Origin of the sequence: Pseudomonas sp. FDAARGOS_380 (genome assembly GCF_002591235.1) — a bacterium.
Lineage (GTDB): Bacteria > Pseudomonadota > Gammaproteobacteria > Pseudomonadales > Pseudomonadaceae > Aquipseudomonas > Aquipseudomonas salmasensis.
This window is the reverse complement of the sequence record NZ_CP023969.1, coordinates 146,009-169,008: the sequence shown is the minus strand read 5'-3', so window position 1 is coordinate 169,008 and position 23,000 is coordinate 146,009. Positions and strand designations below refer to the sequence as shown.

19 protein-coding genes and 6 pseudogenes are annotated in these 23,000 nt (G+C 52.3%); 13 read left to right on the top strand and 12 right to left on the bottom strand.

Annotated features, from left to right (window positions below; all coding sequences use genetic code 11):
- Nucleotides 1-2 precede the first annotated feature (2 nt).
- On the bottom strand, nt 3-425 hold the full coding sequence (locus tag CRN80_RS00790) for a RidA family protein (RefSeq protein ID WP_098949344.1): 423 nt from the start codon (nt 423-425) through the stop codon (nt 3-5).
- A 61-nt stretch (nt 426-486) separates the two neighbouring features.
- Nucleotides 487-1,623 (bottom strand): tyramine oxidase subunit B, encoded by a 1,137-nt coding sequence (locus CRN80_RS00785; protein ID WP_098949343.1) that lies wholly within the window; start codon nt 1,621-1,623, stop codon nt 487-489.
- A gap of 207 nt (nt 1,624-1,830) precedes the next feature.
- Between CRN80_RS00785 and CRN80_RS00780 the strand changes: the two genes are divergently transcribed.
- The 6 genes and pseudogenes from CRN80_RS00780 to CRN80_RS00765 all read left to right on the top strand — a co-directional run bounded on the left by CRN80_RS00780 (nt 1,831) and on the right by CRN80_RS00765 (nt 7,248).
- On the top strand, nt 1,831-2,691 hold the full coding sequence (locus tag CRN80_RS00780; RefSeq protein WP_098949342.1) for an AraC family transcriptional regulator: 861 nt from the start codon (nt 1,831-1,833) through the stop codon (nt 2,689-2,691).
- Between the two features lie 910 nt (nt 2,692-3,601).
- Nucleotides 3,602-3,904, top strand: a pseudogene (locus CRN80_RS00775) (histone-like nucleoid-structuring protein, MvaT/MvaU family); the annotation flags it as partial.
- A 267-nt stretch (nt 3,905-4,171) separates the two neighbouring features.
- Nucleotides 4,172-5,308, top strand: a pseudogene (locus tag CRN80_RS31965) (PAS domain-containing protein); the annotation flags it as partial.
- A gap of 117 nt (nt 5,309-5,425) precedes the next feature.
- Nucleotides 5,426-5,605 (top strand): annotated as a pseudogene (locus CRN80_RS32025) (methyl-accepting chemotaxis protein); the annotation flags it as partial.
- Nucleotides 5,606-5,803: 198 nt separating this feature from the next.
- Nucleotides 5,804-5,926, top strand: a pseudogene (locus CRN80_RS31400) (alkene reductase); the annotation flags it as partial.
- Between the two features lie 206 nt (nt 5,927-6,132).
- Entirely contained in the window at nt 6,133-7,248 is a 1,116-nt protein-coding gene (locus CRN80_RS00765) for an alcohol dehydrogenase catalytic domain-containing protein (protein ID WP_098949340.1), read from the top strand.
- Between the two features lie 39 nt (nt 7,249-7,287).
- Here CRN80_RS00765 and CRN80_RS00760 read toward each other — a convergent pair whose 3' ends face one another.
- A complete protein-coding gene (locus tag CRN80_RS00760; RefSeq protein WP_256588642.1) occupies nt 7,288-7,788 on the bottom strand; it encodes a TetR/AcrR family transcriptional regulator in 501 nt (166 codons plus the stop codon).
- Nucleotides 7,789-8,004 (bottom strand): annotated as a pseudogene (locus CRN80_RS32020) (hypothetical protein); the annotation flags it as partial. It lies immediately after the preceding gene.
- Nucleotides 8,005-8,314: 310 nt separating this feature from the next.
- Between CRN80_RS32020 and CRN80_RS00755 the strand changes: the two are divergent.
- The 5 genes from CRN80_RS00755 to CRN80_RS00735 all read left to right on the top strand — a co-directional run bounded on the left by CRN80_RS00755 (nt 8,315) and on the right by CRN80_RS00735 (nt 12,183).
- Nucleotides 8,315-8,929 (top strand): hypothetical protein, encoded by a 615-nt coding sequence (locus CRN80_RS00755; RefSeq protein WP_138183480.1) that lies wholly within the window; start codon nt 8,315-8,317, stop codon nt 8,927-8,929.
- Nucleotides 8,930-9,589, top strand: coding sequence for an endonuclease III (nth, locus tag CRN80_RS00750; RefSeq protein ID WP_098949337.1), 660 nt, complete (start codon nt 8,930-8,932; stop codon nt 9,587-9,589).
- Nucleotides 9,590-9,643: 54 nt separating this feature from the next.
- Nucleotides 9,644-10,075 (top strand): LexA family transcriptional regulator, encoded by a 432-nt coding sequence (locus CRN80_RS00745; RefSeq protein WP_098949336.1) that lies wholly within the window; start codon nt 9,644-9,646, stop codon nt 10,073-10,075.
- Nucleotides 10,062-11,342, top strand: a complete 1,281-nt coding sequence (umuC, locus tag CRN80_RS00740; RefSeq protein ID WP_098949335.1) for a translesion error-prone DNA polymerase V subunit UmuC — start codon at nt 10,062-10,064, stop codon at nt 11,340-11,342. The genes CRN80_RS00745 and umuC overlap by 14 nt, the downstream gene beginning before the upstream one ends.
- A 187-nt stretch (nt 11,343-11,529) precedes the next feature.
- Nucleotides 11,530-12,183 carry a hypothetical protein gene (locus CRN80_RS00735; protein ID WP_256588638.1) on the top strand — a complete coding sequence of 218 codons (654 nt, stop codon included), beginning with the start codon at nt 11,530-11,532 and terminating at the stop codon, nt 12,181-12,183.
- A gap of 1,008 nt (nt 12,184-13,191) precedes the next feature.
- On the opposite strand, the gene CRN80_RS00730 is transcribed toward CRN80_RS00735, so the two are convergent.
- A complete protein-coding gene (locus CRN80_RS00730) occupies nt 13,192-13,632 on the bottom strand; it encodes a hypothetical protein (protein WP_098949333.1) in 441 nt (146 codons plus the stop codon).
- Nucleotides 13,633-14,012: 380 nt separating this feature from the next.
- Here CRN80_RS00730 and CRN80_RS00725 point away from each other — a divergent pair, with 380 nt between their 5' ends.
- Nucleotides 14,013-14,393 carry a nuclear transport factor 2 family protein gene (locus tag CRN80_RS00725; protein ID WP_178081012.1) on the top strand — a complete coding sequence of 127 codons (381 nt, stop codon included), beginning with the start codon at nt 14,013-14,015 and terminating at the stop codon, nt 14,391-14,393.
- A gap of 46 nt (nt 14,394-14,439) precedes the next feature.
- Here the strand turns inward: CRN80_RS00725 and CRN80_RS00720 are convergent.
- The 6 genes and pseudogenes from CRN80_RS00720 to CRN80_RS00700 all read right to left on the bottom strand — a co-directional run bounded on the left by CRN80_RS00720 (nt 14,440) and on the right by CRN80_RS00700 (nt 19,800).
- Nucleotides 14,440-15,410 (bottom strand): annotated as a pseudogene (locus tag CRN80_RS00720) (aldo/keto reductase).
- Between the two features lie 77 nt (nt 15,411-15,487).
- The gene (locus CRN80_RS30310) at nt 15,488-15,811 is read right to left on the bottom strand and encodes a hypothetical protein (RefSeq protein ID WP_138183479.1); all 324 of its coding nucleotides are present in this window, start codon (nt 15,809-15,811) and stop codon (nt 15,488-15,490) included.
- Between the two features lie 24 nt (nt 15,812-15,835).
- Nucleotides 15,836-16,834 (bottom strand): NADP-dependent oxidoreductase, encoded by a 999-nt coding sequence (locus CRN80_RS00715; protein ID WP_098949332.1) that lies wholly within the window; start codon nt 16,832-16,834, stop codon nt 15,836-15,838.
- Nucleotides 16,835-16,898: 64 nt separating this feature from the next.
- Nucleotides 16,899-17,768: an alpha/beta fold hydrolase gene (locus CRN80_RS00710; RefSeq protein ID WP_098952554.1), complete on the bottom strand. Its 870-nt coding sequence runs from the start codon at nt 17,766-17,768 to the stop codon at nt 16,899-16,901.
- Between the two features lie 96 nt (nt 17,769-17,864).
- Entirely contained in the window at nt 17,865-18,647 is a 783-nt protein-coding gene (locus tag CRN80_RS00705; RefSeq protein WP_098949331.1) for an SDR family oxidoreductase, read from the bottom strand.
- 52 nt (nt 18,648-18,699) lie between these two features.
- Nucleotides 18,700-19,800 (bottom strand): alkene reductase, encoded by a 1,101-nt coding sequence (locus CRN80_RS00700; protein WP_098949330.1) that lies wholly within the window; start codon nt 19,798-19,800, stop codon nt 18,700-18,702.
- A gap of 167 nt (nt 19,801-19,967) precedes the next feature.
- Here CRN80_RS00700 and CRN80_RS00695 point away from each other — a divergent pair, with 167 nt between their 5' ends.
- A complete protein-coding gene (locus CRN80_RS00695) occupies nt 19,968-20,570 on the top strand; it encodes a TetR/AcrR family transcriptional regulator (RefSeq protein ID WP_098949329.1) in 603 nt (200 codons plus the stop codon).
- Between the two features lie 1,027 nt (nt 20,571-21,597).
- Here CRN80_RS00695 and CRN80_RS00690 read toward each other — a convergent pair.
- Nucleotides 21,598-22,893 (bottom strand): GTP-binding protein, encoded by a 1,296-nt coding sequence (locus CRN80_RS00690; protein ID WP_098949328.1) that lies wholly within the window; start codon nt 22,891-22,893, stop codon nt 21,598-21,600.
- Nucleotides 22,894-23,000 lie beyond the last annotated feature (107 nt).

Here is a 23,000-nt window from a genome sequence, read left to right as displayed (position 1 = left end):
TGCTACCTGTTGATTCGACGAAGATCGGCTTCCATCCTGGATGCTCCTCTGTAGGCCGTAACCTCGATCTCGATTTTGTAAATGTCTGCTCCGAGGGGGGGGCAAGTAACAGTCATGGCAGGATCAACCCCTCTGAAGGTTGCGCCGATTACGTCCAGCGCCAATGGAATATCTTCAGGGTTTTGAATATATACGCGGGAGACAACGACGTCTGCGATGCAAGAGCCAACCGCTTGCAAGGCTGCTTCTAGGTTTTCAAAAACTTGAAGGGCTTGCTCTACGAAATCTTCCGGGATCTGCCGCGTTACCGGGTGACGCCCAGCTGTGTTCGAGACATAAACCCAATTATCGACTGCAACTGCCCGTGAATAGCTGGCCTTTTCCTCGAAGGCCGAACCAGATTTCAGCTTAATCAATTTGCTCATTTCACTGTGCTCGCATAATCGAAGAAAGAGTGCACCGGGGACACCCCTGTGCAAGGGACGCTCAGCGTAGCGCCGGCGTTTCCCAAAGGTTCAGCTTTACTCCGATGCCGCGTTCCAGAGCGTTGCGATACACCACTGTTCCCCATGCAACATCTTCTACGGGCATGCCACCGACGGACATTATGATGATTTCATCATCGTGGACGCGGCCAGGGGTGACGCCAGCGACTATCTTGCCAATGTCTTCCAGTTCATCGCGGGTCATCTTGCCGTCTGCAATCATGTCCATGAAGTACACGCCAATGATAGGAATGTGGTTGTGTGCAGGTTTGGGCATCTCTTCATACCAAGCGTCGTACAGCCCAGTGTTATCGAGCACCTTACGCACATCATTACGCTCCAGACCTTCGTCGATACGACACAGGGCGGGCATCACGAGGAAAGCGCCTGGCTTGACCCACTCGCGCTTCACCTCAGGGTATTTGGATGCGTCTCCAAACTCTCCTGAGTTGCAATAGGTCACGATGTCGGAGTCTCTAACCACTTCTTCAATGGACTCAACGATGCTGACGGTGGTGATCTGCGGATAAGTGGCATGTACCCATGTGATGAAGTCGTCGATGCTCTTCTGCCCCCGGCCCTTAACCTTGATGGTATCGATAAGTGGACAGGTGGCCATGAAAGCGGCTATCGACGTTTTGCCCATTACTCCTGGGCCGAGCAAACCGATGGTTTTGGAGTCCTTGCGGGCTAGATGCCGAGCGCCGACGCCGGGGACTGCGCCGGTGCGATAGGCCGACAGCAAATTTGCAGACATGTGAGCCAAAGGCGCGCCAGTGTCTGCGTCGTTGAGTGTAAACATCAAAATGGATCGTGGCAGACCTTTCTCTTTGTTCTCAATGTTGGAACCGTACCACTTTACGCCAGCGGTACCGAAGGTGCCTCCCAGATAAGCAGGCATAGCCATCATCCGGCGCTCGATTGTTGGCTTGGGCATGTTCGGAAACGGCGAGTTTTCGGGAAAGGTAATCATTGCGCCATGGGAGTCATTGTTGGCCCCGGCCATGCGGTAGTCGCCGGCATAGAGCAGGCCGAACATTTCTTCCATCGTATCAACGCACTGCAACATGTCCGTGACCCCGGCGCGAATCATGTCTTGCTCAGACAAATAGATAAAATCGATCTTGGTTTTGCTCATGAAAGCTCTCCTGCTTCGCTTGAAATCGCCCTATAGGCATTCGGGGCGCTTGGCCGAAGGCATCGACCTAGGCGCTTGTGGCCTATTAAGAAATGGAGAGGGCGGGCTTGTATTGAAGATTTCCGACACGCATGCGGGCTCGGCTTCCTCGAATACGGATTGGCATCGTTTGTGCTTTTGCCAACATATGAGCAAGGGGGTCAACGCATGCACACGCAGCGCGCAGTTTCAAATTTCTGCCTTGAGCAGCCATGGTTCGTTTTCAATGCTACGCAGCGTTATTGTGTCGCTGAGTCTATTGATCCACGGATTTCCCACTTTTACAGCTTTGTCGTTGACCGTTCCGACTCGAGAGCACTGGCGATACCTGATGGTTGCGTAGATATTATATTTGACTGTGACGGGAACAATCCTAGTGCCCGGGTGTGCGGAAGTCCGGCTAAAGTTCGGCAGTTCGATCTGCAGCAGGGTCATAGATATTTTGGCGTGCGCTTCTGTTCGGGATACACACCTACGTTTCTTACGATGTCGGCCTGTGAACTCAGAGACCAAGAGTTTGAATTGAGCCACGCGATGAACGGGGCTGAGGAATTTCTTGAGCTGATGGTTATCCATCAGTCATTCGATAAACTGTGCAACGGCGTGGATAGTTACCTCAGGGACTGTCTGCGCCTCCCTGCTGCGGGCCTAACCGAATGCTTGCTGACGATGATAAAGCAGCACCGAGGTTGTCTTGCGATGAGCGATCTTGAGCGAAGATTTTCTTGCACTGGACGCACGATTCAACGCCAGTTCAAAGAATGCACGGGAATGTCACCAAAATCATTCAGCCGGATCGTCCGGTGCTACGAAGCGCTGAAGCTGCTTGAAAAGCAGAAATCCAGCACCTTGGATATCGCTTTGGAGTTAGGCTTCAGCGATCAATCGCATTTCCAGAGAGAATTCAAAGAGTTAGTGAGCATTACACCTCTTGACTACGTCAAACGTGCCGAGGTCAGCGAGTATCTGGCGTGCATCGAACTTGCAGGAGCCAATCGCTCGCTGAGTCGCCCTGTCAGGGTGCAATAAATGACAATTTGAACATTAGTGGTGCGGCCCGCTTTCCTTCATCACGCCAGACCACCTCAATATCGCCAATGCGATCATGTCCGCGAGAGGCACCCGAGTCAGAGCGCTCGAATCCAAACCGATTGTTTTTAGTTGCTCGCCACCTGTACGGGAAAAACGTATTCCAAAAGACAACGGCAAGGAACGCATCACAGGAATTGTCTGGTATGGGAAGTTCAGCTATCGATTGTAGAGCGCGTTGCAATCGCGTCTGCTCAAATGGATGAAGACCAAGTACACAATCTTTACACGTCAAGCGAAGCGTTGACTGTGTCTAATTTGGAGTGAGAATCTGGAGCTGTTCGCGCGTTGGTATTGATTACATGAGTAGAGTGTTTGGCCAAGAGTCGTATGACGCGAGATTTTCACGTACGGTTATGCGAGCAGCCGAGGGGTGAAACTCCCTTTGGCTGCTCGACTTGCAGGCTTACTGCGAAGCGGAGGACACGCAGTTGCGATCATGAGCGTGATCCATTCTGCGAGGCGCGATGGGCATGATTCTTATGCGTGTCCTAAGAGTGTTCATACCAGGCTGTCGAAGAAGAGGGTGAGTGAGGTCGATCAGGTGCTGCTTTAGTGGCAACCGATTTAATCACACAAGACGTAATACCCGGATGCATACTGTTCTCGTCCTACTCGTACGTAACAACCATTCTCAGATGGATATCTTCAAGCCCTGACCAACACTTGAACCAGGGGAGTCGGAATGATGGTGCTACGCCTTTTCATCATGTCGCCAAGGTCAGCCTTGACGTCCCCGGTCTCCTGCCGGTCTGCCTGTTCCATCGCCCCTGTTTCTTGGAAAGCTACGTTTAATCCAGCCACATTGAGCCGAAACTTAATCCAAGAGAGCCTGGATGTAGGTGATGAGGTGACCAAAACTGCTTCATCAAAACTCGTAGGAACTCGAAAGTCCCGTCTCGCTGAATGCCGAAAGCTCGAACAACAGCTCGCTGCCCAGCTCGCCGAGCTTGATGCCATGAAAAATGACTCTGGTTTGAAGGTCGAAATGGCGTTGGAGACCAAACTTCGTGGGTTGCTTGGTGAGTATGGCTATAGCTTACGTGACGTGATCAGTTTGCTAGACCCCGCTGCTGCTCAACGTAGCAATTCAGAACCCTCCTCAGCTTCGCCGAAGAGAGTTACTCGCAAGGCACGCGAGCTGAAGGCCTACATAGTACGCATGACTCATGACTAAAGCCTGGAGGGCTTCTTCGTGTGCTTCTGAGCCATTGCTGCCGCATCCTTGGTCGAAACCCCACCACTAGCACACCATCTTCAGACGGCATTATGGGGCGTACAAGATAGTTGGGTTCAGGGTCACCTGTTATCACCACCATGCAGATTAGTGTAGCGATTTCCTGAGCCAGGCTTCAGGTTCTCTGCAATCGTAATCAGTTGTCCCGTCGGTCTGCCAAACCTGACCGTCCTGACTAGCTCTATGTGGCATGACGCACGACGGACTTTTGCGGAGATGAACCCCCTACCAATCGTCTTAAATTTACATTTTCTAACGATTCTTCCTGAAGGTTTTGGGGGAGGCTGCCGATGTAAATTGAAAGGAGCCACAGATGAGGGCCCTAAACCAATTGAGTATTTCTCGATGTCGAAATCGTTCTTTGGGCGCCGTGATCGCGCAGCGCTAAGCCAGCTGATTTCATCCATTCTTGAAGGGGGCGACCCGCAAGTCTCAGGTTGCGCTGAAGCGCCGAGAGTTCTCGAAGCTTGGAAAGTCTTAAAGGATGACGAAGCCAAAGTAGCGGCACATGTCTCCGCCCTAGAGGCCGAACTTGAATCTGCGCGCTTGCTCTTGAGAGAGGCTTCTGAGAGTGCTGCTGCTCAAGAGATTAGATTTGATCTTGTCAACCGGGCCTCTAGCGAAGGCTTGTGGGACATGGAGGTCATTGCTGGAGATCCAGTAAATCCCAAAAACAGGTTCTGGTGGTCATCCCAGTTTCGAAGTCTCTTGGGGTTTAACGACGAGCGTGACTTCCCAAATGTACTTGCGAGTTGGGCTGATCGCTTACATCCGGATGACAAACAGGCAACGCTGGATGCTTTTGCAAAGCATCTCAATGACAAGTCAGGTCAGACGCCCTACAAGGTCAAAAATCGACTAGCTATGAAAGACGGAAGCTATCGATGGTTTTACGCCCAGGGTGAAACTTTGCGTAACGACCGTGGGATGCCTGTTCGCGTTGCCGGCTCGGTACGTGATATTCACGAAGAGCTTGAAAGGGATCAGATCCATGACGTGATCATCACACGGTTCGAGCTAGCGCGTGAGATGCTCTCAGATGGCCTCTGGGATATGGAGGTTATCGCTGGGGATCCCGTCAACCCTAAAAATATTTTTTGGTGGTCACCGCAATTCAGGAAATTACTCGGCTTCGCCACCGCCGAGGAGTTTCCGGATGTTCTCGATAGCTGGGCATTCAGATTGCATCCTGAAGACAAAGCGCGAACTCTGAACGCGTTTGGCGCTCATTTAACTGACCGGTCAGGGAAAACACCTTTCGACTTAGAGTACCGACTGAAGATGAAAAGTGGTGAGTACCGGTGGTTCAAAGCCCGAGGTCAGACACGACGAGATGCCTCGGGTGCACCGCTGAGAATTGTGGGGGCACTGGTCGATGTAAACCTGCAGCACGAGCAGGATGCGTTGCGTCAGGCGGAGTCCATCCACCAACGCGAACTAGAGGAAAACCTCGCTAATCTCTCACAAATTGTCAGCACAATCCAAAGTATTGCCAGCCAAACTAACCTGCTTGCGCTAAACGCTGCCATTGAAGCAGCGAGAGCCGGTGAGGCGGGCAGAGGTTTTGCGGTCGTTGCAGATGAGGTTCGCAAGCTTGCGACTAGGACGACAGAAGCAACTCAGCAAGCGGCCAGCATGATGGGCAAATAACTCAGTTGTGTGACCAATCTATCGCAAGGACGCGTCTGGTTACTGAAGTGGAATCAGCGGCCAGGGTGTCGCTAGAAACCATTTGAACTCGTACCGCGCTCCAGGTCTGTAAATGACGGTACCTATTCGTGCCGTTGTTATTACGGGTTTCTAGGGGGGGGCGCAATGCCAACACTTTTCGATCCAATTAAGCTCGGTAGCATTTCTTGCAAGAATAGAATCTCCATGGCACCTCTCACACGAAGGCGAGCCACTCGCACGCACATTTCTAATGACCTCATGGCCGACACTCTCGACACCACGCCGTCTCACTGCTAAATCGGTCGTAGGCCTTGATCCGGGGCGAGTGAAAGGGTGGAGCGCGTTGTGAGAAAGTCCAAATTAAAGATCCGTTGAACTCCTAACGTCACCTGATGCTCCATCAATAGTACGAGTCAGTACCTTTATTTCATGCAGTCTTTCAGCGTGAATCAGATGATGCACAGGAGATCCAAATGACACCTACTGAAATGCGTGCCGCCCGGCTGCATGACACCGGCAAGCCCATGGAAATTGAAAGCGTGCCCGTTCCGGAAATTCGCCCCACGGAGGTGCTGGTTAAGGTTGTCGCGTGTGGTGTGGTGCAAAACCTGCAAAACGTGATCGCGGAATGGGACGAAGTGGCACCCGAGCTGCCGCTGCCGAGACTTCCCGCTATCTTTGGCTTGGACGCAACTGGCGTGATCGAATCGGTCGGGTCACAAGTGTATGGCTTCAAACCTGGAGACCGAGTCTACGTAAACCCAGGCCGGTACTGCGGCTCGTGCAGGGCCTGCCAAGTGGGGGAGCCCGTTTCGTGCGACAGCTTCGTTCTAAACGGCTACTTCGGCTTGGGCAAAAATGGCGCGCAGATGTTCGAGGATTATCCCTATGGTGGTCTGTGCGAATACATGCCCGCACCGCAGTACAGCCTTGTTCGACTGCCTGATGCAGTGGATTTCGAAACTGCAACTCGCTTGGGCTATCTGGGGACGGCATATCGCGGTTTGATCCGAGCCAATGCAGGCCCCGGCAAAACTCTTCTCATCAACGGCATCACAGGCACGCTGGGACTGGGCGCAGTGGCCTTGGCCCTGGCGCTTGGTGTGAAAAAAATCCTTGGCACAGCTCGAAACTCGGATTTGTTCCAGAAGGTTCGCGATATGGGGCCTTTAGGGAGAATCGAGATACTTGAGTCTGGTTCGGAGTCCGTGAAAGAGTGGAGCCTGCGAGTGACTGACGGTGAAGGTGTCGACATCGTGCTGGATGCTTTGGCTCCAGGAGCGCCTGCCGAGCCTTTGGTGGAGGGTTTCAAAAGTCTGAATCGAGGCGGTAGGTTAGTAGATGTTGGCGCTGTCCAAGGCGACGTTCCCTTGGACTTGTTCTGGGCGCTTTCAAATGACATCACAATCATCGGATCAAGCTGGTTCACAACGCACCAGAGCCAGACGATGGTTGATATGGCCGGCGCAGGACTCTTGGATCTTGGATTTTACGAGCACAAGGTCTATCCCCTTGAGCAAGTGAACGAAGCTGTTGACGATACCAGCAGTCGCTACGGTGGGTTCACAAACTACGTGATCAAGATGTAATGATTGCCCTGGTTGCCAACCCCTTCATGGGGCTGGCAGCTAAATCGGATTGTCGAAAACTGATTGGCCGACATCCTTCGACAACATCCCGGCAACCTGAGCAACGTCTTTTGAGATTCGCTGGTTAAGAATCCCAAGATCGTCACCGAAAAACGCATGGAAGTAGAGAGGATGAAGTGCCAGCTCCACAAATCGTCTACCTATTGCCAAAGCAAGCTCAGCGCTCAAAGGCTCCTCACCGTTAGTCAACGCGTCCGCAACACTTTGAACACACGCCCCGAAGCCCATTCGAAACGCCTCTTTAGCGATTTCTGGAAAACGATCAGTTTCGGCCAAGGTAATACGCATGATTGAAATGACGTAAGGGGTGAGTGTGGCTTGTGCCAAAGCTGTACCCACCTGCACTAATTTTCTTTCCAGGTTGCCTTCGGCAGGCCCTGTGTCCATGTCTTGAAGAAACGTCTCTACGCACTTGCGCACCACAGCTTCAAACAGCGCCTCCTTGGTTGCATATCGGCTGTACAGCGTGGTCTTGCCCACGTGAGCTTGCTCTGCGACTTGGTCAAGAGTGGCACGTCCGAATCCGTGCTCCAAAAAAATGGCTGTGGCTGCATCAAGAATTCTCCGTTCGACCTCACCCGCCTGGTCAGCGCGCGGACGACCTGGTCTTGGGCGGGGCGAGGGAGGGGGGGGGGTGGCGCGATCTTGTTTCAAACCATCTGTCCGTCTTAAGAAGTGAGTTGCACAGTGTGCCATTTACTGACTGCACTGGGTTGTTAAGGGGCTGACCGATACCGATTAATCAGCGAATCACAAACGAAACGACGAAAGGAATCGGAGGCGCATGGATTTTAATGGTACGATAGCGTACTATTAATTCGCCTGGAAGCCTGCGCCCCTCATTCGGATGCTGCAGCAGCTTCACAAACGCGCTGAGGCTTGACCAGTCAGCGCTTGCAGACTCGACTCGGATTGGAAGCTGAGCGGTATTGCAACGGCAAATGAAGGTCACGACCGGCCTAAATTGCGCGCCTGGATGATGTCTGCAATCACAGAGAGAGATCGTATGTCGACTTCGTTGTATCAACAGTGGTGTGTGGCCCGGCTGAACGCTCTGCGCTTGCTCAACCATAAGGTGACGGCTCAGGCCGAGGCACTAATGAGCGAAGACGGTAATATCCAAGCTGGCGTGCGCCTGGAGGCTGCGATCATCTTCCAGGTCTTCTGCCGACATCCACGAACCCTCGCTTCGCTGGTACGAGAACTGTCAGCGTCTGCAGATATTGGTCTCACGGGCGACTCCACTTGCTGCACGTCGGTTGCTGATCTCACGTTCGCACAGGCTGACCAACAGCCAATTAGCTCTCTTTCAGGGCTGTGTGACCTTCGCGCAATGATTGCTTCCGCTCAGTTTTCTTACGACGAGCTGGGTAGCGCGGTCGGCGTTTTAGGGCTGTCAAACCAAAGGGACGATCTGCATTGGCTGCGCGACGAGTGTGCTGCTCACAATCGTCGCCTTGAAACGTTTGTCATCTCCTACCAGGTACAGCTTGTAGCGCCAATAGACCCTATTCAACAGTTTCCTCGTGAACCGGCAAAACCGCTGATACATCCATATGTCCCTGGGCAGATGGCTTCCTTCCGTGCTGCCGCCGACAAGTCTGTCCAGGAGGCCTGTTAGATGCTCGCAAAAAGTGAAATCTCATCTATCTACAAGTCTCTAAGTAACGCCTACCCGACGTTCGATCAGAGTGACGATGAATGGATGACCAATGGGCTGTCCAGCACGCCATTCCGAAGCATTGTCTCTGCTGCACTGTCGACCATGACGACTACCAAAAGAGTGGTGGCTGCGTGCGTGCCTCTGTACAAGAAGGTGGCGACGTTTGAGGAACTTCTGGCGCTGGATGATGAAGAGCTTCGAAGCATCATCAAGCCTGTCGCGCACTACAACAAAAAGACCAAAAGCCTGAAGATGATGTGCAAGCAAATCATCGACAGACACGGCGGCAAGCTTCCAGACACAAAAGAGGAATTGCTCCAACTGCAAGGCATTGGTCTCAAGTGCTCCAGTCTGATCATGAACTTCATCTTCGACACCCCATTAATTGCCGTCGATACGCACATCCATCGCCTGCTAAACCGTTTAGGGATTGTTGACACCACTTCAACGGATGTCACCACCAAGGTGATCAACGAAGTCACCCCTTCCAAATACAAAAAGCACGCTCACGAATGGCTAATTCAGCATGGGATGAAGGTTTGTGTTGCACGCAGCCCTCATTGCGATGACTGCATCATTTCCAGCCACTGCGCGTACTTTTCTGAACACTACGCTTAGTTCGGGCTGTGACGCTGGGTAACCTAGAACGCATAGAACCACTGGAGGTACAGAATGAGTGTGACTGCTGTTGGTGCCTTACTGGCGCAAGGGTTGCCCATCCCGGTTTTTTCCGCAACTGCCTCCGCTGGATTTCCGTCTCCTGCTACTGATCACATTGAAAAACACATCTCACTCGACGAGCTTTTCAACATTCGAGCACCTCATGTTTTCCTGGTCAAGATTGACGGGGACAGCATGCAGAAAGCCGGGATTTTCAGCGGCGACTTTGTGATCGTTGATCGCAGCAGGGAAGCCGTTGACGGCGACATAGTCGTTGCGTCGCTCAACGCTGAGCCTGTATGCAAGAGGCTCAGACTTGAAGGTCGACGGCTGAGTCTGGCGCCGGAGAACGACAGCTACCCCACGAGAACGCTGTCCGATGAGGATGAATTGATGATCTGGGGTGTGGTGCAATACAGCGTGCGTGATCATGGCCGGAACTGACGAAATGTTTGCTTTAATCGACTGCAACAGCTTTTACGCGAGCTGCGAGAGAGTGTTTAGGCCGGATCTTGCCAAGGTACCGATTGTTGTTTTGTCTAACAACGACGGTTGTGTGATCGCCCGTTCCTATGACGCTAAGCCCTTTGTCAAAATGGGCGCGCCTTACTTCCAAATTAAAGACTATCTCGATGAAACCGGCATCGCGACGTTCAGCAGCAACTACACCTTGTACGGCGACCTCAGCGAGCGGGTCATGACCATCATTGAGTCCATGGTGCCCAGGCTTGAGATCTACAGTATTGACGAAGCGTTCGCCGACCTCACCGGGATGCCTGGAGATCTGTCTGAGCTAGGAATGAAAATTCAGAAAGCGGTAGGACAGGGTACCGGCATTCCTGTGGGAGTTGGCATCGCCCCGACCAGAACGCTGGCCAAACTGGCTAACCACGTCGCCAAGCAGTACATGGAGAGGACAAAAGGCGTCGTCAATCTCTGCGACCCCAAGACCCTACAATGGGTGTTGCACAAGAGTCCAGTGGGCGAGGTCTGGGGCATAGGCAGAAAGCTTCGTACTCAACTTGAGGAAATGGGCATCCACACGGCACTCGACCTTTCGAAAGCTGACCCGAGGCTGCTCAGGAAAAAATTCAGCGTTGTGCTGGAAAAAACCGCTCGTGAACTTGGGGGAGTTTCTTGTCTCGACTCCCTGGAGGCAGACGCCGCAAAGCACGAAATCTGTTGCAGCCGCAGCTTCGGAGCGCGGCTGACGGAAGTTGAGCCGATAAAGGAAGCTGTTGCGACCTACGTGCAGCGCGCGGCGGAGAAGCTCAGGCTTCAGGATTCGCTATGCAAGACTATGAGAGTGAATATCAGAACCGGATTCTTTAACCCCAACGAGGTTAAATATTCCAATGGCGCGACTGTTGATCTCCCTTATCCCACCAACGACGTCAGGTTGTTGGTTCGCTACGCGACAGAGGCTGTGGGGCGGATTTTCAGGCCGGGAATAAGGTTCAGTAAGGCAGAGGTGCATCTGTTGGATTTACGCAAATCCAACGAATTCACTGACGACTTGTTCAGTGAAGTACAGCCCTTGGCGACGTCAAAGGTCATGGGGGTTTTGGATGACATCAACCAGCGCTGGGGCAAAGGAACATTGCGGCCTGCAAGCGTGCCCACCGACCCGGAGTGGGCCATGAAAAGCGAGATGCGCAGCCAGAGATATACAACACAAATCAGTGAGCTGTGGACAGTTAAGTGCAATTAGACCTAGCGACTCAGCGAGGGATGTCCAAAGATTTTTAACGTGAGTGCACAGGTTGAAAGACAGGCAAACGTACTACGTTGGATGGGATGTGGGGGGCTGGAATTGTGACAAGAATCCAGCAAGCCGGGATGCATTGGTGATTCTTGACTCAGCCAGAGAACTGGCCGGTGTTCCTTGGAGGGGTAATTTGCGCAACACCCTCAACGAAGCAACCAGCTCCGAGATGCTGGCCACCAAGATCCTTGAATTGTGCCAAGTGAAAATCGATCACGAAAATTCGTGCAGGTTGCTGTTCGCGATTGATACGCCGCTTGGATTCTCCAAGGCATTTGCTGACCTGATTGTTTCAAGGGTTGCTGCCGGTCAAATTCTTTCCTCATCAGCAAATCCCTATCTTCACAGGGAAACAGAGCGGTTTCTGTTTGAAAGAGGGCTATCACCTTTGTCTCCCATCAAGGACATGATTGGAAGTCAGGCGACCAAGGGTATTCACTTTCTGGCCCTGTTCGCACCAGATATCGAGAGGTGCGGGCTCTGGACAGATGGCCGTTATATCCATGCCATTGAGGCTTACCCTTCCGCATGCAAACGATCAGCCTGCATTGGTGGGATGCGTCGGCCTTTCTACGAAGATTCTGGTGGCAGTGTCCCAATTGAAAAGCTCAAGGCCGGCCCTGAGTTTTATCACTTGGATCTGGAAGACGCACTGACATGTGCTTTGATAGGTTGGTCATTTCAAAATAAACCAGATTTACTCGCGCATCCGACGCCAACCATCGATCCTTCCGAAGGTTGGATTTTTGTGCCCCGTGATGGACTGAGAAATTTGGAGCACGTTTAACTGTCTTTGCAACTCTCGCGTAGTAGACATCGGCAGATTTACAAACCCGAGGTCGCGTTGATAGTTAGCGCCCTGAGATGTTGATCACCCTCGAGCATTAGCTCCAGGTTTTGATTTAAGGCGTCAAACGAAAATCGAATTTGGTCAGTGTTCCGGTCTTCGCTCGAGACCATAACCTGAAAAGCTCGGCATAGACCAAAATACGGAGGCCTTACCGGGCCTCCGTTTACGTTGCCATTACCCTAAGCAACGATCCGTGCGTGAGACTTATCCGCCTCATACCCTGATAGCCTCAAAGGCTAACCAGGAATCACACTGCTTAGTACCCGTCCGGCCAAGTCACCTAAATGGGTGTCCGGTTTCATTAGACCACTACAGTTGGGCTCTATCGTCGATTTGATAAGTTCAGCGTCGGAGAGCGACGGATTTAGCCATAGTAAGGACGCGCTTGCAGAGGTACGTTGGCAACACCTTGCTTGAAGAAAGGATACCGAATCGATCTTTCCGAGCCTAAGATCTGTAACGCATAACCTTAGGGCTTTCAGGTGTAGGTGCTAAGGGCGGGCAGTTCCGCTCTATGACGCAAGACGTGATGCCCGGACGCATATTAACGAATTTGCCCAGGCTGAAGCCTATGGCGTGCAGCCTCGGTCAGCTGCGGAAGAGTTTTCTGACATCATCGAGTGGGCTATTGCTATGCCAGGAGCATCAGCACGATGCCTAGCAGCTGATATCGCCGCAGCCTATCAGGGCAAGTACCAGTTTCGAATTGAGGATCTGGAGTCTTGTGATGTAGAAACCAAGGCGCATCGAGCCCACTTGGTTTTTCATAACGAAGACATTCGGATGCTTTCAGCGAAGGTCACTATGGCTTTGCGAGAGCGTACCGGACGCTAATCGAGATCTAGCAAAAAGGTATGACCCAGGTGGTTGAGTGAAAGATCAGGTGTTGCACTAATTTTTAGCGACCAGCCTTCAAAAGCTCCATATTCAGCTTAAATGACAATTTTAATTTCTAAATAGATTCGAGTTTATGCCTTGATTCAATTCTTCGAGCAACTGGCTTTTACCTGCATCAACATATATTTTGATACGAACGATGTAGTTGCGATGCGGAATAATTCCCGTAACGTATGGAGATTTAATGGCGTATGCGGCAGCGCCATTATAGGTATAAGTAGTCAACGCCGAGAGCAAGCCTTCCTGTACGAGTGGTCTAGCATTATCAGCAGGATTCTCGAACGTAGCAACAATGTAAGCTCCATCAGGAATGGTCTTTTTACGCAGAAGATTTATTCCGTAGAAGTATTTCTGATCTTTCATCACGACGGAGAAACCACCGCCTAAAACATCAAAGTAGTTGCCTTTTTCCGCTTTGGGAGCCGACGCAGGAAAATGGGAACAGGCGGACAAAAACAAAACGATGAAAAACATTGCAACTTTATTCATGATATAAATCCTATTGTATTCTGAATTACGACCAATTGACCGGAACCTGGATCACCAGCACATTCTCGCTATTCACCACCAAACTCTCACTGTAGGCATTACAAGCGTCCCCTTATCCCCTATCTCTCGTAAGCGAAGCCTCGAGTCGAAAGGTTGGTCACCGCATAAAAGCGCCCAGCATCTGGCAGATGCTCATGACGATCGGAGCTTGCCAACACCCACACAGGGAAAATATGATCTGAAGGACGTGCTAACTCGCCTACCAAGATTACGGTCGAAGGACATCAGCCAGTTGCTGCCATCAGTGTGTACTGATCTAGCTTATACGATATATTGTCCTCTGTGAAGCACATGTAAATCACACTTGGTAGTTCAGGGAAATGGATATTCGTCTAGAAATTTTAGCATTTGAACAGTTGTTGCTAGAGCCGGAAACGAGAAAAAATGATCGGCTGCTTGAACAGCTGCTTGCCGAAGAGTTCGTTGAATTTGGAGCTGTCGGCAAAAGCTGGACAAAAGCGGAGGTGATCGCTGGACTTAAATCCCAGATTTTTATCAAAAGAACAATCGAGGATTTCAAACTGTGTGTGCTTGCAGATAGTGTCGCGTTAGCATATGCCGTCATCAAAATGCTAATGGCGATGAGTCTTTATCACTGCGTAGCTCCGTTTGGGAAACCTACAAAGATGGTTGGCACATGGTGTTTCACCAAGGCACGAGGGTCTCCGACTAGATGTCGGTACCAACGCCAATGCACATGAGGCGGTACCTCACACATATGAATCGGTTCTTTTGCTGATACGGCGCTCAACCTAAGTAGAGGTGTATTGGCCGTACGCTTACACTGCTTACCGCATCCAGCTTGCAAAGCTGTTCATGTGTGAGGTTTACGGACAACGCACCCAGGTTGTCGGTAAGTTGCTGCTTGGAGCGCGGCCCGATGATTGGAATAGAACCGTGTGTGCTAGCCCACGCAATGGCAACTTGGCCAGCACTGCCGACGATTTCACTTGCAATTTCCAGAACCGCATCCAAGATCAGGCTGCGCTGAGGGGAATTTTCAGCTTGAAATACTTTTCCATCGAAACCTCCGGCGCGACTTTTTTCACCTTGTCGATATTTGCCGGTCAGCATGCCACCCCTAAGGGAGACCACGTCACGATGCCAAGGCCCACAGCATAAGAGGCCTGGAAAAGGTCAGTTTCAGGCTCACGGTGTACGAGGCTGTGTTCGAATTGAGCCGCTGCAATAGGTAGCGCATGGGTGAGCTCGGCTAACGTGACCGCTCGGGAAAGTCGCCACGCCGGAAAGTTAGATAGACCGGCGTACAGAATTTTCCCTGCGCGTGCCAAATCTTCGAAGCCTCTGACGATTTCTTCCACCGGAGTTGCACCATCTGGGTGATGTGCCCAGTAAATGTCGATCCGGTCGGTTTTAAGACGTCTTAGGCTCGCTTCTACCGAGGTCACTAAGGCACAACGGCTGTTACCTGTAGCAAGCCTATTCGCGTTAGCTGCAGCACCGTTGGTGAATTTCGTGGCTAGCACGAAATCGTCGCGTCGTCCTTCAAGCAGAGTTCCCAGCAACTCCTCAGACTGACCGAATTGATAGATATCCGCGGTATCGACGAAGTTGCCACCGGCCTCTGCGTAGGCGCTGAAGATCGCCGCACTGGGGGCGGGATCTGCACCATAGCCCCAGCCAGTGCCGAAGTTGCCTGTGCCGAGTGCGAGTTCTGAAATACGCAGTCCGGTATTGCCGAACGCTTTGTAGTTCATAGCTGTGTCCGCTTGGGATGTTGATTTAATTGAGCCAACAAACGCAGCGGCTGCTGCCACCGGGGAAAACTGTGCTATCACGGATCGAGCATCAAACCACGCCAAACAATGTTGGCAGAATTGTTGACGGTATTGGATTCAGGCTTTTTTCGAGTGTCTCCATTTTGTACAAACGGTGCGCTCGCAATCTGTCCGCTTAATTCCCTCAAGCGTTTCTCAACAGCATTTGCCGTTTGCCTTAGCACTTTGGCATCTTCGCCAGACAAGACAGGGGCTTCAGCGGAAAGACCGCTTACTGCAATTTCTGCGAGCCTATCTCGAGTGGCGCGTCCTTCCGAAGGTAGATTTTCATCTGGCGATCCCACGACTGAAGCCGATGTTTCGACGTTTCTGCGGCCCATTTCTGGCTCCTCACCAAACACGAGTTACGCTACGGTAATCACTACTTTCCCTTTGGATCTTCCCTGTTCGACATATGTAAGTGCGTCAGCGATAGACGCGAACGGGTAGACTTTGTCGATAACCGGTGTGATGGCGCCCGACTCAACCAAAGAAGTAATTTCTTTCAGTTGTGCGCCGTTGGCGCGCATAAAAACGAATGAGTATTTGACCCTAGCTGCGTGTGATGCTTTTCGGATCCCGAAACTAAGCAAGCGCAGGATCTGCTTGACCGGCCAAGACAAACCTTGCGCATCGCCAAACTCGGGCGTAGGTGGCCCGGAGATGGATACGAGCAGACCGCCCGGCTTGAGGCACTTGACCGACTTTTTGAGAACAGCCAAATCCAAGCCATTGAGGACAACATCATAGTCGTTAAGGACGGTCTCGAAATCCTGTTTGTTGTAGTCAATAACGATGTCGGCCCCAAGTGCTTTTACCCACTCAACATTTGACGTGCTTGTCGTAGTCGCAACGAAAGCGCCGAGATGTTTGGCAAGCTGAATGGCAACGCTACCCACGCCTCCTGCCCCTGCGTGGATGAGCACATTTTGGCCTTTCTTAACCTGGGCAGTTTCAACCAGAACTTGCCATGCCGTCAGCGCGACTAAAGGCAGCGATGCCGCTTGCTCCATGCTGACGTTGCGAGGTTTCATGGCTAAAGCGACCTGGTTAACAGAAATAAGCTCAGCAAATGTTCCGATGCGATCTTGAGGGGGACGCGCATAGACTTCGTCACCAGGTCTGAACAGGCGGACATCTGATCCAACGTGAACCACAACGCCGGCAAAATCATTTCCCAATATCAAAGGAAAGGTGTACGGGAGAATCTGTTTGAATTCTCCTGTTCTGATCTTCAAATCCAGTGGATTGATGCTTGTAGCGTGTATTTGAACGAGAACGTCGTTGGCGCCGACTTTTGGTTCAGGTAACTCACCGATACTTCCACTGCTCTTGCCGTATTGGTTGATATAAAAAGCTTTCATGATTGGTCAACTCTTAGTAGCCGAGAGCGGGGAGGTTGGTGGCTGCCCCAGTGTTGGGGGGCTTTCAAGTGCTCAGGAATGTCATCGCCATGGGAACGAAGTCAGCGTGATGCTGGAAAATTCCTCCATGTCCGGCGTCTTCATAAATGATCAGTTGAGCGTTGGGGATGCGGCTTGCCAGCTCAGTCGAGTTGACAGTGGGCACCATGATGTCGCTGTCGCCGTTGGCAATAAGAGTTGGAACCTGTATGCGACTGAGATCTTGAGGCGCCTGGCGACCCCAAGCAGTTATTGCCCTCAGTTGTCGCATGAACGCTGATGGGGTGGGGCCTTTATCGCGTTCTTTTTTTCTCTCCGTCAGCCGTTTTAGAAAAGCGCGCGCCGCACTCTGACCGTTAGCCGATGGGGTGAAAAAAAGGTAAAACTTTGGATCGCGCATTGTCACTAGGCCCTTCAGCATTAACGGCCAAGCCACAGACCACACTTTGTCGATGCCCTGGCCACCAGCAGGCCCGGTTCCGGTCAAAATGAGTTTTCGCACAATCTCAGGCGCTTTTAGCGCGATGTCTTGCGCTACAAATCCACCGAGTGAGAAACCCAATAGATCGACTTTCTGGAATCCCAGAGTGCGTATAACCGCAATCGCGTCGTTTGCCATTTCGCTAACAGTTAAAGGTGCGGTTCCACCAGAGCCGCCGATTCCGCGATAGTCAATGGCAATGACCCGATGCTTCTTAGCTAGACCGTCAACGATTCGAGGATCGAAGTTATCCAGGACGGCGCCCCAATGGTTCAATAGAACGAGCGGCGATCCGTCTCTCGGGCCCAAGTCCCGGTAGGCAAATGTTGTTCCTTCTACATTGACCCACAGGTTGGCGGATTGGACGAACAGCCCCTGCGGCCCAGGATGATTATTTGTGGATTGAGCGGTCATTTGCGCACCGTGTCCGTTGGTGAGAAAAGAACAATGTGCAGCTAACGCTCTGCCTTTAGGGCACTGTGTGAGCGTTTGCTGCATCACGGTCACGCCTTATTTTTTATAGCGCTTGGCAACTTCGGCTTGGCGGATATCTGCCAACAAACCCTGGCGGGCAGTCTGTAGAACATCCCAGTGGGCCTCGTCTTGTACAGGTGGTATGGTCACTGGTTCTCGGCGATCAAAACCAACCATCGCGGCATCAACTAGGTCTCCGACTTCCATTATTTCGCTAATGGCATTGATGTCGTAGCCTCCGCGCTCCCAGATTTCGGTACGGGTCGCGGCTGGCAGTACGGCCTGGATATACACGCCTTTGGGGGAGAGTTCGAGGCTCAAGCCTTGTGAGAGAAAAAGCACAAACGCCTTGGTTGCGCCGTAGACCGACATTCCATATTCCGGTGCCAGTCCTACGACCGAGCCAATATTGACAATCGCTCCACTGCCAGCTTGTGACAGGCGAGGGGCTATGGCGCTGGTGAGTCGTACTAGCGCAGTCGTGTTGAGTGCGACTAGGTTGGCAACGCTGTCAGTGGATTGCTCAGTGAAGCTACCGGATAGAGCGGCGCCCGCGTTGTTCACAAGAATGCTGATACTGGCGTCGTCGCGAAGGCGAGTTTCGACAGTCGTCAAATCGGAAGTTTGAGTCAGGTCAGCCTGGATCACGTCAACGGTAACACCGTGTTGCGCGCGCAGACGGGAAGCCAAAGCGTCCAAGCGGTGTTTGTCACGGGCGACCAGCACCAGGTTGTGCCCGCGTCCTGCGAAACGCTCCGCGTAGGTTGCACCGATTCCGGTGGAGGCGCCGGTAATCAAAACGGTTCCAGGGATGCTCATAATAGGATGCTCTTTAATTGATGTCGGTTAACGATTCAGTCGCGATTACTGCTCAGCCTTGCTTGGAACTGGACTCGGCAAGTGTCGGGTAGTCGATGTAGCCAGTCGCACCGCCGCCGTAGATAGTCGCGGGGTCGAATGCGGACAACTTAGCGTCGGTCTTGAGCCGCTCTACCAGATCAGGGTTGCCAATGAACGGACGACCGAAGGCGATCAAATCCGCTTTGTCATCGTTGAGTTGGGAGGTCGCGAGATTCAGGTCATAGCCGTTGTTGGCGATGTAGGTTTTTTTGAAGCGATGGCGCAGGGAGCCAAAATCAAAAGGCGCGACGTCGCGCGGCCCGCCAGTTGCACCCTCTACCACGTGGATGTAAACCAGGCCCAAGTCATCGAGCTGGTCAACGACGTAGTCAAATTGTGGTTGCGGGTCACTGCTTGAAATACCGTTGGCTGGTGACACTGGAGAAAGACGAATACCTGTTCTGTCGGCACCAATTTCTTCTACCACAGCGGCAGCGACTTCGAGCAGCAAGCGAGCACGGTTTTCAATGGATCCACCATAGGCATCTGTGCGCACGTTGGAGCCGTCTTTGAGGAATTGATCCAGCAAATAACCGTTTGCACCATGGATCTCTACGCCATCAAAACCAGCTGCAATCGCATTTGCCGCTGCAACCCGAAAGTCATTCACGATCCCTGGCAGTTCGCTGGCATCAAGGGCTCGGGGTTCGGAGGCGTCCTCGAAGCTGTTGTTGACGAAAACCTTCGTCGCGGCTCCCAGGGAAGAGGGCGCCACTGGCGCGGAGCCATTGGGCTGAAGGTCAACGTGGGAAACGCGCCCTACGTGCCAAAGCTGCATGAAGATGTGCCCGCCTTTCGCGTGAACGGCTTGTGTGACTGCGCGCCATCCTTCTATCTGCTCCTGCGTGTAAATCCCTGGCGTGTCCTGATACCCCTGACCTTGCTGCGAGATTTGAGTGGCCTCGGAAATCAGGAGGCCGGCAGAGGCCCTCTGGCCGTAATAGATCGCAGCAAGTTCACTTGGGACGAAACCCGATCCTGCGCGGTTTCTCGTGAGCGGTGCCATCACGACTCTGTTGGAGAGTGTGAGTGAGCCAAGTGTGTAGGGCTCAAACAAGGTCTTGTCGTTCATATAGATTCCATGCTCGTTGATCAATGACGGCCATCTGCTCCCTCGCGGCAAAGATACGCTGCAGGGGCTTTTATGATGTCGACCATAATCAAAGGTGTCAACAGTTTTGATTATGGTCGACATCAGAGTATAGTAAGGCCAACATTAGTTAGGCTAAGGGGGGCGCAATGAAGATCACCAAAACGCAATCACTCGCCAACCGGGCTCACATTGTGGACACAGCTTCAGAACTGTTTCGTGAGCGTGGATACGATGGTGTCGGTGTGGCGGAGCTGATGGCCACTGCTGGCTTTACTCAAGGCGGCTTTTACAAGCACTTCGGTTCCAAGGCTGATCTGATGGCTGAAGCTGCTGAAAATAGCCTTTCGCAATCGCTCGCCCGTACCTCCGACCTCGATGTGGCGGGTTTCGTAAACATGTACGTATCTAGGGATCATCGAGACGGTCGAGGCGAGGGTTGTACGATGGCGGCACTTTGTGGTGACGCTGCGCGTCAGTCAGATGACTTGAAGGCAACCTTTGCCACGGGTATAGAGAGCACGCTGGCTGCGCTCGAGGAAAAGTACCTAGAGGGTCTGGATGTGCCGAAGCAGGATGCTCGAGCGAAAGCGATTGACCTGCTAGCGCATGCAATAGGAGCTGTCATGTTGTCGCGGGCATGTCCGGATGACTCTCCTCTTGCAGATGAAATACTGGAAGTTTGCCGAACCCAGCTATTGACGTCGTTATCGGTCAAGGACGGCAGCCAGGATCGCAGCCGCAACAAGTGAATTGGACGCTTTAGCCTTTGTTTCCTCCAGAAGTGATGTAGTACCTACGACCCCTGGGGCCTATACAGACGTTTCCAGAAGAGCAGGGCAAGATGATCCGTAACTTTGAGCTACCCTAGGAATTTTCTGAGCGCATGTCGCGCTGTACGGACTGGTCACGCTTTAGAAGCGGCGTCGCAGTTCGCCGCGTCGCACACGCTTTTGAACGATAACCATTTATCTGGCTAGCCATCCAAGCTGATGCGAGCCCAATCATTCTTCTTTTCGCATACCTGTACCTTCTCGCCGCGTCTCACGTTGGAGATTACCCTGCAACCCAGCTTGTCACGCAGATTCAACCTATCCGCGTTTACGAACTGATTGACTGGTAGGGTCTGTGCTGGCTGGGTTGCTGGTAACGGAGCAGAAACTAACATACTCCGGGTGGTCTGTTGGCTAAGCGGGGCCGGAGTTGGAGGCGTGTCTTTTCCCCCACGGCCCAAAGGACTGCGAATAGAATCAGAAGCGAGATGAACCGTGACTCAGATTTTACACGCGCATCCTTTGCCTTCGTTTAGCTTGCTCCCGACGGTCGCTTTCCATAGTGCAGTAGTGACGTGACTGATAGCTTAGCCAAGCCTCCACTTTGCGCAGCCTGCCTACCTTAAAGATTGTTGGCTTTGCCGTGTCTATTATCTCGAGTAGTCTTTATTTCTCTAATGGGGATGGGCACCACGTGGCAATGATCTGAGCGTCAAGAGCAAACCTGACAACAACATCTGCAGCAGTTATATGGTGATCCGCGCTATATAGCTGTCGACCGCCTGCAGCCAAGCCACGCTTCGTCGCCCAGTGAAGTCAAAGATGCTCTTGCTGCCGATAAAACTGGTGGTGTGAATTGCCCCGGATTAACTAAACCTTGCACGCTCATTGACCCCATAGGGTTGAAGTCGATACCCGGTGCTGCTCTCATTAATTCACTCGATTTCTCCAGCAGCTTAAGTGGGTTTGATTAGGGCAAAGAACGTGCTCTAACGTGAGGCAGAGATTACTTCAGTTGAGCTGATTGGATGAACCAACCACTATGCTGCAGCTTTCGGTTGTCCATGAGAGGAACTCTTTGGGAAAACCAACAGCGTGTCGGAATGGTTAAGTCTGCCGAGCTTTTCCGTAATGCTGATCGATCTCCTGGTAAATTGGATAAATCGTCGCAAAGAGACTCGATTTGATCCTTTTGTAAACCACGGGTAATAAACACCAGCCGGCTATACCCATCTGCGAATTCACCTTCTGTAGGCCAAGCGGGCAATCTTACGAGCGGATAAGCGATGTCTTGTACACATTGCACGACCAGTGGTCTGGAGTCATCAGCTGCTAACATCAAGCCCTTAACTCGCAGCAGGTGTTTACGGTATTTGCGCAGTATGTGCCCCATCACGAGTGAGAATCCGAACCAGGGGACTTCCTGGGTAAAGCGAACGACAAAACTTTGGGTTTCACTGGTGTGATGCACACTGGAATTGTATGTGCTGGAGCGCCAAATGCTTCTGTCGTTTTGCTCTGTAACGGCTTTGCCATCGTTGCTGACTTGTCTCAGACTCACCTCTGCTCCCTGCGTGAACTGAGTGCTCGCCATCCAGGTCGGGAGGCTTATTTTCTGCCGGTGCGCGTGCCCATACAGGCCATTGCCGGCCAATAGATCGAGGGGAGCCTGGCCTCTGCGCACAAGCGTTTGTGCAGCATGGGCATTGAGTTGTGAAAGGCTGGCTTGCAATTGCTCCACGGCCTGGGTTCCCGCCAGGTCGCACTTGGTTATCAAGAGACGATCCGCGGCTACGATTTGTCGCGTGGTTTCAGAGTAGTCTTGAAGCTGCTCCTGTCCATGGGTTGCGGAAACCGTCGTGAGAACGCCATCGCACAGGTAACGGGCGCTGACAAAAGCATCCTCCATCAAGGTATAAATAACCGGCACTGGGTCTGCCAGGCCGGTGGTTTCGATAATGACGCGGGTGATAGGTGCAATGTATTGGCGGGCACTTCTCTCGGACAAAGACTTGAGTGCACCAACCAAATCTCCTCGGGTGCGACAGCACAGACAGCCTGAATCCAGCAGCACAATCTGATCATTGATATGGTCAACCAAGTGATGATCAATACCGACATCACCAAACTCATTGACCAAAAGTGCCACGCCCGACATGCCGGGCTGGCTGGCCCAGTGGTTCAACAGTGTGGTCTTGCCCGAACCGAGGAAGCCCGTCAGGACAGTGACAGGAATACGGTCTACTGCGGCTTTTTTGAGGGCGTCGGTGGCGTGAGAAAGTTCAGGCGTCGAGGTCTTCATGATTGGATGAGTCTCCATGAGTTTGATTTTTTTGTTATAGATGGGCGTCTCCACGAACCCTAAACTGCCGGGTTCGGGGAGAGCACCACTTAACGTTGCATCAACCT